A 14,466-nucleotide genomic window follows, 5' to 3' on the forward strand; every position below is an offset into this window, starting at 1 on the left:
GAAACTATTTTTAATCACTTTCTTTTGCATTTTTAGGTATGGTATAGTTGAACAGGAATAACGAACGTATGAAAATTTAATTTAGGAGTTGTAACACAGACATGAAGAAAAAAATATTATTAGCTGCTGCTGGATTATTCAGCGTAGTAGTCCTAGGTGCTTGTTCAGGAAGTTCAAGCCAAGAAATCGCAACAATGAAAGGCGGTAAAATCACCGTCGAAGACTTCTATAATGAAGCCAAGAAAGAATCAACCAATCAAAGTTTGGTTCGTAATATGATCATCTATAAAGTGTTTGAAAATGCTTATGGCGATAAAGTAACCGACAAACAAATCGATAAGGCTTATGACGAACAAAAAGAATCATTAGGCGACAGCTTTGACTCTCAATTAAAATCTGCCGGTTATACAACTAAAACATTCAAAGCTTACTTAAAACAATCATTGGCTTTCCAAGAAGGCCTAAAAGCCCATGTTAAGATCACGGACAAAGACTTAAAAACGGCTTGGGAATCATTCCATCCAGAAGTAACTGCTCGTATTATTCAAGCAAGCAGCGAAGATGATGCAAAAGCAATCAAAAAACAATTAGATGATAAAGGTGATTTCGCAAAAATCGCAAAAGAAAAATCACAAGATTCTGCTACTAAAGCAGATGGTGGGAAAATCAAGTTTGATTCTCAAACATCAAGTGTTCCTTCTGAAGTCAAAGAAGCAGCATTCAAATTGAAAAATGGAGAAGTATCTGACGTTATCTCAACAACAGACTCTTCTACTTACCAAACAAGCTATTACATTGTCAAAATGGAGAAAACTTCTTCTAAGGGCAATGACATGGATAAATACAAAAAAGAATTGAAAAAAATTGCCGAAGATACTCAAATGGCTGACCAAACATTCACTTCTGAAGTTATTGGTAAAGAATTGAAAAAAGCCAACGTTAAGATCAAAGACGATTCATTCGAAAATATTCTATCAGATTTCTTAACGACAAATAGTTCTTCAAGCAAAAAAGCAACAAGTACTTCTTCAAGTAAAAAAGCAGAAAGTACTTCTTCAACTGAATCAAGCACTGAAGCTACCGATTCAAGTACTGCTTCAACTGATTCTTCAAACTAAGCATGAAAAACGAAGGGGAATTCCAAGCGGAGTTCCCCTTTTTTTGTTATTCATGCTACAATAAGTCGAGAATACTTTATAGGAGAATAGGTGAAAAAATGAAATCATTTGCCTCTAAAGAAGCAGAAAAAGATTATTATGAACACGAAGCCGACGAAGCAGAATTTGTCGCTTGGTATAAAGAACAAGAGCACCCTGAATATGATAAACCTTCAGTGACTGTTGATATCGTCATCATGGGGTATAACAAAGAAGAAGATCAACTAAAGATCTTATTGATTCAACGTCGGGGAAGTCCTTACCGTAATTCATGGGCCCTACCTGGTGGTTTTGTCGAAAGAGACGAATCGACCAATGATAGTGTCCGTCGAGAAACTGCTGAAGAAACTGGACTTACGATCGAACGAAAAAATGTCGAACAACTTCATACATTCAGTTCCCCAAATCGTGACCCTCGTGGCTGGGTCATCACAGTCAGTTATTTAGCTTTTATCGGACAAGTACCGCCAACTGCTGGCGATGACACGCAAGATGCGCGTTGGTTCAATATGGAACGTCATGGAGAAACGCTCTATCTTACTAGTGACGATGATATCTCGATTGAGATCGACTTAGTCACTGGTAAATCGATTGGTAAAGATACATTGGCATTTGACCATAATGAAATTATCCGTAAAGCTTTCAACCGTGTCGTTAACAAAATGGATCATGAACCGTTGATCTTACAAGTTTTGGGTGAAGAATTCACTATTACAGAAGCTCGAAAAGTCTTCGCAAAATTTTTAGGCGTTGATTTTAAAACCGTTGACCATTCAAATTTCAAAAAAGCAATGCTTCAGTATTTTGATGAGCTTGGTGAACGACCTGTCGGGATCGGACGTCCCTCTAAAATTTACCGATTAAAAGATGAGCTTGGTGAAAAGAAATAAATTTATTAAAAAAATGAAATTTTCACTTACAGCAAAATAAAAAATATACTTACAATAGAATGAATAAAAAAGGACTCACATAATAATATGTGAGCCCTTTTTTATTTTATTTTGCAGCTTCTTTTTTCATTTGTTTGCTACGAAGTTGTCCGCAGGCAGCATCGATATCTGTCCCATGTTCTTTACGAACGACACAATTAATTCCGTTCTTTTTCAAGACATCATAAAAACGTAGAACATCTGCTTTTGAACTACGAGAATATTGATCGTGTTCACTTACAGGATTATACGGAATCAAATTAACGTAGACTAATTTTTTCTTGTCTTTCATCAAATCCGCTAGTTCTTGTGCATGTTCAGGACGATCATTTACTCCTGACAGCATAATATATTCAAACGTTACTCGACGATTGGTTTGTTCGATATAAAAATCAACAGCAGCCATCAATTTTTCAATTGGGAAACTACGATTAATTCGCATAATAGATGAACGCACTTCATTATTTGGGGCATGCAATGAAATCGCTAAGTTTACTTGTAAACCATTCTCAGCAAATTTTCTGATTTTTGGTACCAAACCACTAGTAGAAACAGTGATATGACGAGCACCGATAGCCATCCCCTTATCATCATTGATGACATGAAGGAAGTTCATAACATTATCATAATTGTCAAATGGTTCACCGATTCCCATTACTACTACATGTGAAACACGTTCATCTTCTGCACGTTCATCAAAATAATGTTGAACTAGCATGATTTGAGCAACGATTTCCCCTGCAGTCAAATCCCGTTGTTTTTTTAATAACCCTGAAGCACAGAATGTACAACCGATATTACAACCGACTTGTGTAGTAACACAAACAGACAAACCATATTCTTGGCGCATCAAAACGGTTTCGATCATCAAATGATCTGGTAATTCAAACAAATATTTTACTGTTCCATCGCTTGCTTCTTGTACAACAAGTTGTTTTAATGGATTGATGATAAAATTTTCTTCCAATAAAGTAATTGTTTGTTTTGAAATATTACTCATCTCTGAAAATTCAGAAATGCGTTGACGATACAGCCATTCCCAAACTTGTGTTGCGCGAAATTTTTTCTCTCCGTGTTCAATAAACCACTCGACTAATTCTTCTCTTCTCAAACCATAAATTGAGGGTCTTTCCAAGGTGATTCCTCCTAATTCATTTCAACGTACTTAATTTATAGGACTTTTCTAATTAAAATACATCACCGAAAAAATGATGCTCCTATCTCGTACCCATGAACCGTCTTTCGTGAAAAACGTTCAAGATATTCGTTACATACTATAACCGATTCAAAAAGATAAAACAATCAACTTTGAAAAAAAGAAAAAAATAGCCTAGATTTCTCTAGACTATCTTAACTATTCATCCAATGGATTCTCAATTTCTTCTTCAGCTTTTTGTAGTAAAACTTCTCGTGGTTTGCTTCCTGTCGATGGTCCGATCACGCCATGTTCTTCCAACTCATCTACGATCCGAGCAGCTCGATTATAACCAATTCGGAAACGACGTTGTAAGAGTGAAATACTTGCTGTCTGCATTTCAATCACTAGTGATTTTGCATCTTCATAAAGTTCATCCTGCGGTGTTTCTGATGGTGAAGAAGTAGTTTCTTCTGTCGGCATCATTTTTTCTTCATAATGAGCCTCTTGTTGGTCAGAAACAAAGGTTACTAGTTCTTCTACTTCATGATCTGAGATAAAGGCTCCTTGAACACGAATTGGTTTGTTTTCGCCCATCGGTAAGAAAAGCATATCTCCTCGACCTAATAGTTTCTCAGCCCCGTTGCCATCAATGATCGTCCGGGAATCTGTTCCGCTTGAAACGGCAAAGGCGATGCGTGAAGGTACATTGGCTTTGATGATCCCTGTGATGACATCGACACTTGGTCTTTGCGTAGCCAAAATCATATGAATTCCGGCCGCCCGAGCCATTTGTGCTAAACGAATGATTGCATCCTCAACTTCGTTACTTGCTACCATCATCAAATCAGCTAATTCATCTACGATCACCACAATGAATGGTAAAATAGGACGGTTTTGTCCATCTTCTAAATTCTTTTGAATTACTAATTCATTAAACCCTGTAATATTCCGAACACCGGTAGCAGCAAATTTTTCGTATCGTTCTTCCATTTCTTGAACAACCTTTTGCAATGCTTGGGCAGCTTTTCTTGGATTAGTAACTACAGGAGTCAATAAATGGGGAATCCCGTTATAAACATTTAGTTCAACCATTTTGGGATCGATCATCATTAATTTCACTTCATTTGGTTTCGCACGCATCAAAATACTCGCAATAATTCCATTGATCGCTACAGATTTCCCACTACCAGTTGATCCAGCAATCAATAAATGCGGCATTTTAGTTAAGTCAGCAGTTCGTACTAACCCAGAAATATCTCTTCCTAATGGAACTTCTAAAATTTTATCTGGGTGATTTGGTTGTGCCTCGATAATATCCCGGAAAGAAACCGTGCTGACTGTACTATTAGGTACTTCAATCCCAATCAATGATTTTCCGGGGATTGGTGCTTCCATTCGGACATCTTTTGCCGCTAAAGCCAGAGCAATATCATCCGTCAAATTGACAATTTTACTAACTTTGACTCCGACAGCTGGCTGGACCTCAAATTTTGTAACCGATGGTCCTAAGCTAGCTTTGACTACTTTAGCATCGACACCAAAACTATTGAATGTTTTTTCCAATACTTTGATATTTTGTTCGATTTTTTTATATTCATCACTTTGATCTGCCGCCGGAATTGAATCTAACAAAGTTGAAGGCGGTAATTGATAATCATGATCTTCTGGTTCCGCACTAATTTCAAATTCTAAATCGCCAGGGTCATCGATATCTTCTTCGTCAAATTTTGGTTCCAGTGTTTTTTTTGGTGTGGCTAACGGTTCTAGGTTTTCCTGAAATCCTTCAATGGGAACCAAGGTCATTTGTTCCGGTGTTTTTGCAATTGGTTCTCGCTCCACAGGAACTTCTTGACTTTCCTGTGCTAATTGTTCCCCCACACTCATCGAATGTGCTTGATTTTTTTCTCGTTCAGCCGCTCTTGCATCCATTTTCGCTTGTTCCATCGCTTGTTTTTCTGCCTTAGCTTGAGCTTTTTGAACTTGCTGCGCTTGACGCGCTTCTTTTTTAGCTATGCGTTCAGCTTTTTTCTCATCAGATTCCGAGAATTTTTCTTGGACCATTTCAGAAAAATCAGCCAGATAATCAACTACTTGATTAAATTCTAATAGACTAAACAAGAAAATGCCTAACATTAAAAGCAAGACTGCAATCAGATAACTCCCAACTTGTGAAACTAAAAAGTGTGTCAAGCCATATAAAGTGCCGCCCAGCATCCCGCCGCCAACGTTTTGCGTGATGCGATTCCCTAAGAAATCCGTCATCAATAAATCCCAAGTCGTTTTTAATATATTCGGGTCTTTATTTTGAACATTAGCAAATAAGTGCGCATGCATCAGTAATAAAATTCCTAAATAAAAGACGCACACACCCGCTAAACGACGTGGTTTCGACAAACGAAAACTTGTATTTTTTATTACTAATAACACGCCATATATAGCTAACACTATCGCTAAGAACTGATAAGTATTTCCACCGATCATTCGTAAAACATTTGCAATCAAATTTCCTAAAAAACCTAAGTTAAACAAGGAGAAAAATGCAAACAGAATAAATAAAAGTCCCATGCCGATAATCAAGCGCTGTTCTTGTAGTTGTTTTTGTTTTTTTGTTTTTCTTTTTTTCTTTGTACGCTTTTTCTGCGCCATGCTATCCCTCTTTCCATTCTGTCTTATTATACAAAAAAAAGAAGGCGAACAAAAGTTTTGTTCGCCTTTTCTTGATTAATCTTTCGGTAATGTTAACTCTTCACCAAACCATTTTTTGGAAATCTCAGCATATTGGCCATCCTCTTGAAGTTTTTTGAAGGCACTATTGATTTTTGAAATCAATTCCTTATCACCCTTGCGTGCACCAACTGCAAAATCTTCATTCGTAAAACCGACATTGAAAATATTAAAATTATCCATTTTATTGGCTTGTTTCAAGTAATAATCTGCATAAACTTTATCGATCAGCAGTCCATCGATCCGGTTGTTTTCTAGGTCGATCATTGCTTCATTGAAACTTGCATATAGCGTCGCATCATTGTCTTTCACATTATCTTTCAAGACATCTGCTTGGTTGTTGAAAGCTTCGTAACCTGAAGAACCTTCTTGAGCTCCTAATACTTTGCCTTTCATACCTTTAGCATCAGTAATGCCGCTATCTTTTTTCGTTACTAAAACTTGTTCGTTTTGAGCATATGGATCACTGAAAAGTACTTTCTTTTCACGCGATTTTGTTACAGTATAACCATTCCAAATTAAGTCGATCGTGCCGTTATCTAATTCATTTTCTTTCATTGACCAATCGATGGGTTGGAATTTCGCTTCAATGCCATATTCTTTAAAAACAGCTTTAGCTAAGTCAACATCGAAACCAACGATCTTACCATCTTCATCTTTGAAGCCCATTGGTACGAAAGTATCATCCAAACCGATCGTTACTTTTTTATCTTTTTCGATCGTTTTCCAGCTATTTGTGTCGCTGGCTTCTTTTTTGCTACCGCAAGCCGCCAAAGTTACTATTGCTGCGACTGCTACCATTCCCAAAACAAATTTTTTCATTTTCATACGAAATTCCTCCTATTGAATTGATTGGTTTATTTAATTGGTTCCACTTTTAATAATTTGTCGCCGATTTCTTCTGCAAAGACCAAATCATGGGTAACCACGATTTGAGTCACACCATCTGCTTTCAATTCTAAAATCAAGCTGGCCACTTGCTGACGTAAAGCTGGATCTAATGCACTTGTTGGTTCATCATACGCTAAGACTTTAGGATTCATTGCCATTGCCCGTGCAATAGCTAAACGCTGCTTTTGCCCACCTGAAAGTTGGTACGGATAATTGTTCAAGAGTTCTTCGATCCCTAAAAGTTCAGCAAGATGATTGGCTTTTGCCAGATATGTTTCTTTATCTTGTTTCAAAACCAAACGTGGTCCGATCGTAATATTGTCTAAAACACTTAAATGTGGAAACAATTGGAAATCTTGGAAGACTACCCCAACAACTTGTTCCTGTTCTTTTGTCGAAGTTGGATCAAAAGGTTTTCCATCTAATAAAAAGGTTCCGCTATCTGCTGATTCTAGTCCGGCTAAAGTTCTTAATAGCGTTGTTTTTCCTCCACCAGAAGGTCCGACAATCGCTAAAATTTGTCCATCTGGAATCACTAAATCTAAATTATTGATTACTTTTTTGTCACCAAAAGATTTGTTTACTTGTTTTAATTCGATCATTTTCTTCACCAACCTAACGATAATAGTTCAAACGATTTTCTAATTGTTTCAAGATTACTGATGTCACACCAGTCAAAACTAAATAAATAATGGCGACACCAAAAAGTGGTAATAATGTGGTGTCTCTTTCCATCGCAATTTTACCCGCACGCATAACATCTGATAAACCAAGGATGTAAACTAAAGAAGTATCTTTAACTAAATTAATTACTTCATTTCCTACAGAGGGTAAAACAATTTTAGTTACTTGCGGAATAATAATTCGAGTGATCGTTTGGATCGGTGTTAAACCGATAACTCGAGAAGCTTCATATTGTCCCACTGGAATCGATTGAATTCCACCACGAAATATTTCAGCATAATAAGCAGCGTAATTTAATACAAAAGCAAAAAGCGCGGCATCGAAACGATCAAAGATGATCCCAACTAATGGCAATCCGTAAAAAACAAAAATCAATTGCAACAGCAAGGGAGTTCCTCGCATGATCCAAACATACAATTGCAAGATCCATTTTAAAGGCTTAAAGCGGCTTGCTAATCCAAAGGATAGTAAAATTCCTAAAGGTAACGAGCCTAAAATCGTATAAGCAAATAATTTCAGTGTGGTCGATGCCCCTTGTAGTAATTGTGGCATAACATTGGTCAAATAATCCATTCTAACATCCTCCTACATTCTATGAACCAATTTCAGTTCGATCATTTTTACTCAATCTAGTATTTGTTGTGTTTCCTTATCCTTTTAAAATAAACGAAGATATAAAAAAAGTCCTCTGGTATCACTTACCAGAGGACGTCAAATACGTGGTTCCACCTCATCTTTGTTCTCTTCTCGCAAAAAGAACCTCAATGGGTCAGTGATCCAATCGAAGGTATAAAAAAATCCTTTAGTCGCTAGGACTAAAGGACGTAATTACGTGGTTCCACCTTTTTTTATCGTCGTCTCACAACGAACGATCTCAACTGGTCAATCTGACCTCTGCGCTAACGGGCTCTACCGGACCAGCCTACTCGCTTCAGCTGATCGACTCAAAGATGTGGTTCACAATTAACTGTTGCCTCTTCTCACCGTCCAGAGACTCTCTGAAACAAATCAATCATTACTCTTCTTTTCATTGTCGTTTGATTAAGTTGTTTCATACTTTACACGCGTCAACCGATTTTGTCAACTAATACTTTCATCTTTTTTTCATTTAAATCAAATTTAATTTTTAGGAACAAATTGGAACTTCGTCCATGGTTTCAAAAAGTCTAACATAATCAATTCTTCTTGCGGAATTTTCCCAACTAGATTCTTACGTGGATCACGATGTGGTTCTAAGACGATCTGCAATTCATTTTTATACTTGCCAAATTCATCGTTTCCTACGACTACATCGCCGATTTGAAATTCTTCGGTATTATCATGGACTGGGTTTTCGATGTCTTTATATTTTACTCGAACCATAGTCGAACGAACAGCCATCGATGTAATATCTCCCCGGCGAAAATGTTTTTTATCTGCTACGATCTTATGTTCAATCTCCGTTGCAGCTGGAGTAAATTCGATTCCTAAGCTTACTTTATAGCGATCGACTGCTGATACTCTTTCAAGCTCTTCATCCGAAGCATAGGCATTACCAATAATCACCGTATCGATCAATCCGGTTGCAAAAAGATGTCTTGTTTGTAAATCGATTGGCAAATGACGATGCATCTCTAATGTTGGCAGACCATCATTGACATCCCAAGGTCCATATTGTGCTTCATGACTTGTGACGAAAGCAGCTGTTTTGATCCCATGACCTTTGAAACGTTCACTACAACTGATAAAGAAATCATAAGGTAACGCTGAACCTTCTTGCGGATAAAAATTGTGGCAGCCGTAAATGAATGGCTCATTAGCTTCATAGGATAAAATATTGTCTAAGTAAGCAACATTATTACTCATGTTCAATTCAATCGCCAAACCTTCTGGATTGTAGCTTAGCATTGCTTCTTTGTTTCCATCAAACCCTTCATCCAAACGAATTCCTTCTGCCCCTAATTCGGCAAAAAAACTTAAATCATCATAAGAGATTCCTAAATCATCAAAAATTGAAGGCGCGATATCCAAAATCGTTTCAAAGCCTAAATTTTTGGCATAATGAATAATGTCACCAAATTTTTCGCTAACTTTTTCTTTGCCTTCTGTCACTTCCAACATACTCATAAAAATTCTTGAATAGCCTAACTTGGCCGCTTTTTCGATATACGTACGATCGGCTTGCGGGTCGCTATGATCTGGATAAATAGAAATGCCTAATTCACGCTTCATTAATTTATTTCCTCCTCATTTAGCTACATTATTTTATTGATCTGACAATCCATTTTGTTCAGACACTTCTTTGAACCAGTGACCAGATTTTTTGATAGTCTTGATTTGAGTATGGATATTATTTGAAATAAACCCATAACGATTTTTATAAGAATTTAACCATGACCAGCAATCGATCGGAGTCCACATATGATAGCCAAAACAATTTGATCCTTCTTCGATTCCCTTATGCAACCATTCCAAATGTTCTTGAACGAAATCGATTCGATAATCATCTTCGATCATTCCCTCAGCATTTTTGAAACGTTCTTCATGCGAGACACCCATCCCATTTTCAGAGACATACCACGGAATATTTTTATAATTTTCTTTGATATTTACTGCAATATCATACAGAGCTTTCGGATAGATTTCCCAACCACGATCTAGGTTTACCCGACGACCAGGCATATCATACGCATCGTAATAACGATCTGGCATCCATTCGCCCACAGAATTCGGTGCAACATCAGGTGCTTTGACTCTATTTGGATGATAGAAGTTCACGCCTAGAAAATCGACTGTGTTTGCTTTTAAAATGGCTTTTTCTTCATCGGATGTCTCCCACAATACTTTATCTTTCGTTAGCAACTCTTCTAATTCAATTGGAAAATGGCCATAAATAGCTGGTTCTAAAAACATTTTATTGTTCCATAATTCAGCAATACGAGCTGCCTCTTGATCTTCTGGCGCTTCGGAAGCCGCATAAGTCGGAGTTAAATTTAAAATCGTTCCGATTTGAGCATCTTTAAGATCTAATTTCCGAAAAGTTTCGATTGCTTTAGCTGAAGCTAGATTTAAATTGTACGCCACTTGGACAGCTTTTTTTCCATCGACGATATTTGGATAATGAAATTGGAATAAATACTCTCCCTCAACTACTACCATTGGTTCATTATGAGTTGCCCAATATTTTACTCGGTCACCAAATAACTCAAAACACTTTTTGGCAAACCCAACATAAAGGTCAACTACTTTTTTTGACTCCCAACCACCATATTTATCATACAGTTCCACGGGTAAATCAAAGTGATGCAAATTCATTACAGGTGTCATACCTTCTGCTAACATTGCATCGATGACGTTGTTATAAAAATCGACGGCTTCTTGATTGACACTATTCGTTTCTAGGTCATCGATCAACCGGCTCCATTGGATACTTGTTCGTAAACTATTCATTCCAATCGAATGCATCATTTGAATGTCTTCTTTATAGCTGTTATAAAAGTTCGAGGCAACATCTGGACCTACTTGATTATGAAATTTTTCAGGTTCGATCTCGAAGTGGTAATCAAATACATTAGAATGCTTTTTATTGAAACGTCCTTCACTTTGAGGACCTGAAGTGGCGGCACCCCACCAAAAATTCATTGGAAATTTTTTCATTACTGATTCTCCTAATCTGTGTGATAAATTTTGATAAAAATAGAAAGGGGTTAGGGATCGTATGATCCTTAACCCCTCAGTCACTCCTTAAATTTCAGTTCCTTTTTTCAATTCTTGTCTAGTAGACAAGATAACAAATGGAACATACATAACAATTGAAATCACTAAGTTAACAGCGGCTAAAATAGCTCCTGATACGCTTTGAGTTGCTAAGAACCCACCAATGATTGGAGGTGTTACCCATGGCGGCATAACAGTCGCAGCCGGTACCCAACCAAAACTTGTTGCAAAGTAAGCAGTCGTTACACAGACCATTGGAGTTAAGATAAATGGAATAAACATGATCGGATTCAATACCAGTGGTAATCCAAACATCAACGGTTCATTGATATTGAAGATACCTGGTGCTGCAGCTAAGTTGTTTACAACCATGAATGGTTTGTTTCGACGGCCAACTAAATAAATCGCAATGATCAAACCGATTGTTACCCCTGTACCACCCATATTTACAAATGAATCGATAAATGGTTTGTTGACGATATACGGTGCTGATTGACCAGCTGAAAGTGCTGCATTGTTTGCTTCAATTGCTGGAGCATTGATCGCTTGCATGAATGGATCGATCATGTTGGCACCATGTAAACCGAAGAACCATAAGAATGGTGTGATGAATGCGATCAATAAGGCAGACCAATAAGAATTAGCTAAACTCATAAATGGCTCTTGAACTGCTCCATAGAAGGCTGCAAACATATCTTCTACACCAAAACCAGCAATAATTGCTGCAATCAAACCAAAAATTGAGATCGTGATCATCGCTGGGAATAATGATGCGAATGAACGTGCAACTGCTGGCGGAACGCCATCAGGCATTTTAACAACTAATTTTTCATTGCCAACTAAGCGAGTGAAGATTTCAGCAACAAGGATACCAACGATTAAAGCTACGAATAAACCAGATGAATTCATTCCGCTAAGCGCTGCACCCAAAGTAAAGAATGAAGCAACTGATACAACACCAGTTCCAACAGGATCTTTACCATAACCGCGAGCTAAATTGTAAGCCACCAAGAAAGCGATAAAGACTGAAAGGACACCGAATGTTCCGTTCCAAACAGCTCCACCGAAGCCTTTCCAAGCCTCACCGCCAAAAATACCATTCATTAAGTTTTGGAAAGCTGGAATCGGCAAGTTATTTAACATTACCGCTAACGCCCCTAAAATCATCAACGGCATCGTTACTGTAAATGAATCACGGATGGCTACTAAGTGACGCTGGTTCCCAATTTTTGATGCATGTGGGATAAAGTGTTTTTCCATAAAATTGACAAATCTATCCATTTTTTAAATTCCTCCTAAAGTTTTCTCAAAAATAATCATAAAAATTTTGTTTTCCGTTTGGAATCAAAGGCGAAGTAATTTCTTTCGTCGTCGTTACTTTCCCTAGAAAAATTCCTTCTGACAATGTCAGATCACCTAATAGTAATTCGCTCCAACCATGAATCGATGCTTTGATTGCTCCTGCTTGTTGTACTTTTTTACAAGTCCCTTGGCTGATAAGCCAGCTTCCAACATTCCACGGACATTCTCTATCTTCAGCTACCTCTAAAATAATTTCATTTTGGATAATTGGCATTTTAGAAAATAATTGCTCAATATCAATAATTCGACTCATCATATAAGGTTTAATAGTAATTGAAATAGCTGATTGTTCAGAAAAACACTGCTCAATGCATTCGTGCATCGGTGCATGATAAAGAAAATCTTTAAATGATGACACATGGGCTTTTAAATAAGTCAATAACTTGCGTAAGCCAAAAGCCTCTTCATAAGCGAGCTCGTCTACTAATAAAGTTTGTCCTTGCATTCGGTAAATAAGATAACCGCATTCTTGATCTTGTTCATCGTATGCCACGGCGTAAAAACGCTGTGCGTAATAGCTATCTAAACGATCCCACCACCAATCTTCACGAATCACTGTACCAACTTGCTGTTGTTTTAGTAATCGTTGGTAAATCGATTGAATAACCGGTTTCATTTGATGCCAAGATCCACGTACGATTCGGCCTTTTTTCTCACTTGATAAATACGTAAAGGCTGCTGCTGGTATCTCGTAGATTTTTTGTTTACTGGTTACTTCATAGCCAAATTGTCGATAGAATGCTTCGGAAAAAGGCGCTAATTGTGAAACTGCAACTTCTTGTTGATGCAAATCAGCTAAAAGTTCTGACATGATCGTACTGATTCCGCCTTTTCCGCGATATTCAGGATAACTTGCTACATAACCAATACCAGCCATTTTTGCTGTTTGATCAAATACTTGAATCTCAAAATGATTAGCCATTACTAAATTTGTCAGTTGTTTATCTTGATAAACGCCATAGCAATCCGCGTGGGCATAACGAGACAAAAAAAGTGAATCGTCAATAATCGGCTGGTGCTTTTGAAATGCGTATTCAATCAAATTCGTGATATTTTCTAATGTTTCATGATCGCGAACTAACTTCACGAAATCACTTCCTATTCATTCCCCAAGCGTTCATAAATTTCTACCACTTCAGTTGCTAAATCTTTAAATGTAATACTAGTCATTAAATGATCTTGGCTGTGAACTGCTAGCAATGTGACATTCATTGGATTACCACTTGCTTCTTCAGTTAATAGGCCAGTTTGTGAATGGTGGGCTTCAACTAATGCTTGATCAGCAGCTTCCAGCTTTTCTTTTGCTAATACAAAGTCTCCTGCTTTAGCCGCTTGAATCGCTTCCATTGCATCGCTTTTGGCATTTCCAGCATTGATGATCAACCCCATCACTGCTTCTAGTTGTTCTTGCGTCATCGTATCACTCATTTGTCGATCTCCTTATCCGTTTATTTCATTAGATTAAGAGCTGTATTCAAAACAGCTTCGCCGTTCATCATGCCATAATCTTTCATATCGATTACATCTACTGGAATACCTTTTGGTTCTAATTTAGTTTCAAATTGATTTTTCATGAAACGAACTTGAGGACCTAATAATAGAACATCCACTGGTTTATCCGTATCTTCTAATTTAGTATCTGCTTCTGAAGCTGATACTGCAAAAATATCTGATTCTAATCCTTGTGCTTCCGCAGCTTTTTCCATTTTAGTTACTAATAAACTTGTACTCATACCTGCTGCACAAACTAACATAATTCTTTTCATAACGAACACTCCTTAATATTTTATTGTTCACTTTATATAAAGCAATTGCCGTGCCAACTTTAACCTTGCACAGAAAGCGTTATGATAAGGTTTTCAAAATACACACAAAAAAACTTGGA

Annotated in this window: 13 protein-coding genes and 1 other annotated feature; of the genes, 2 read left to right on the forward strand and 11 right to left on the reverse strand. The window is 37.3% G+C overall.

Annotated features, from left to right (window positions below; genetic code table 11):
• Positions 1-101: 101 nt before the first annotated feature.
• Together ACQKTA_RS05735 and ACQKTA_RS05740 are read left to right on the forward strand one after the other, a co-directional pair.
• Positions 102-1,118 (forward strand): peptidylprolyl isomerase, encoded by a 1,017-nt coding sequence (locus ACQKTA_RS05735; protein WP_427813081.1) that lies wholly within the window; start codon positions 102-104, stop codon positions 1,116-1,118.
• A gap of 98 nt (positions 1,119-1,216) precedes the next feature.
• A complete protein-coding gene (locus tag ACQKTA_RS05740; RefSeq protein WP_427813082.1) occupies positions 1,217-2,047 on the forward strand; it encodes an NUDIX hydrolase in 831 nt (276 codons plus the stop codon).
• A gap of 106 nt (positions 2,048-2,153) precedes the next feature.
• Here the strand turns inward: ACQKTA_RS05740 and rlmN are convergent, their stop codons facing one another.
• From rlmN to ACQKTA_RS05795, 11 genes are all read right to left on the reverse strand, one after another.
• Positions 2,154-3,221: a 23S rRNA (adenine(2503)-C(2))-methyltransferase RlmN gene (gene rlmN / locus ACQKTA_RS05745; protein WP_427813083.1), complete on the reverse strand. Its 1,068-nt coding sequence runs from the start codon at positions 3,219-3,221 to the stop codon at positions 2,154-2,156.
• Positions 3,222-3,440: 219 nt separating this feature from the next.
• Positions 3,441-5,870 carry a DNA translocase FtsK gene (locus ACQKTA_RS05750; RefSeq protein WP_427813084.1) on the reverse strand — a complete coding sequence of 810 codons (2,430 nt, stop codon included), beginning with the start codon at positions 5,868-5,870 and terminating at the stop codon, positions 3,441-3,443.
• A 75-nt stretch (positions 5,871-5,945) separates the two neighbouring features.
• A complete protein-coding gene (locus ACQKTA_RS05755; RefSeq protein WP_427813085.1) occupies positions 5,946-6,776 on the reverse strand; it encodes a transporter substrate-binding domain-containing protein in 831 nt (276 codons plus the stop codon).
• 29 nt (positions 6,777-6,805) lie between these two features.
• The gene (locus tag ACQKTA_RS05760) at positions 6,806-7,441 is read right to left on the reverse strand and encodes an amino acid ABC transporter ATP-binding protein (RefSeq protein ID WP_427814516.1); all 636 of its coding nucleotides are present in this window, start codon (positions 7,439-7,441) and stop codon (positions 6,806-6,808) included.
• Positions 7,442-7,454: 13 nt separating this feature from the next.
• On the reverse strand, positions 7,455-8,096 hold the full coding sequence (locus ACQKTA_RS05765; RefSeq protein ID WP_427813086.1) for an amino acid ABC transporter permease: 642 nt from the start codon (positions 8,094-8,096) through the stop codon (positions 7,455-7,457).
• 242 nt (positions 8,097-8,338) lie between these two features.
• Positions 8,339-8,563 (reverse strand) — a binding site (T-box leader).
• Between the two features lie 79 nt (positions 8,564-8,642).
• Positions 8,643-9,734, reverse strand: coding sequence for a DUF871 domain-containing protein (locus ACQKTA_RS05770; RefSeq protein WP_427813087.1), 1,092 nt, complete (start codon positions 9,732-9,734; stop codon positions 8,643-8,645).
• 33 nt (positions 9,735-9,767) lie between these two features.
• Positions 9,768-11,159 carry a glycoside hydrolase family 1 protein gene (locus tag ACQKTA_RS05775; protein ID WP_427813088.1) on the reverse strand — a complete coding sequence of 464 codons (1,392 nt, stop codon included), beginning with the start codon at positions 11,157-11,159 and terminating at the stop codon, positions 9,768-9,770.
• Between the two features lie 87 nt (positions 11,160-11,246).
• Complete coding sequence (locus ACQKTA_RS05780) at positions 11,247-12,500, reverse strand: PTS sugar transporter subunit IIC (protein ID WP_332580880.1); 1,254 nt, start codon at positions 12,498-12,500, stop codon at positions 11,247-11,249.
• A 25-nt stretch (positions 12,501-12,525) separates the two neighbouring features.
• Positions 12,526-13,668: a GNAT family N-acetyltransferase gene (locus ACQKTA_RS05785; protein ID WP_427813089.1), complete on the reverse strand. Its 1,143-nt coding sequence runs from the start codon at positions 13,666-13,668 to the stop codon at positions 12,526-12,528.
• 11 nt (positions 13,669-13,679) lie between these two features.
• A complete protein-coding gene (locus tag ACQKTA_RS05790) occupies positions 13,680-14,009 on the reverse strand; it encodes a PTS lactose/cellobiose transporter subunit IIA (protein ID WP_332580882.1) in 330 nt (109 codons plus the stop codon).
• Positions 14,010-14,029: 20 nt separating this feature from the next.
• Entirely contained in the window at positions 14,030-14,347 is a 318-nt protein-coding gene (locus ACQKTA_RS05795; protein WP_407857240.1) for a PTS sugar transporter subunit IIB, read from the reverse strand.
• Positions 14,348-14,466: the final 119 nt, after the last annotated feature.

The organism is Enterococcus sp. 22-H-5-01, assembly GCF_050310005.1.
Lineage (GTDB): Bacteria > Bacillota > Bacilli > Lactobacillales > Enterococcaceae > Enterococcus_A > Enterococcus_A hailinensis.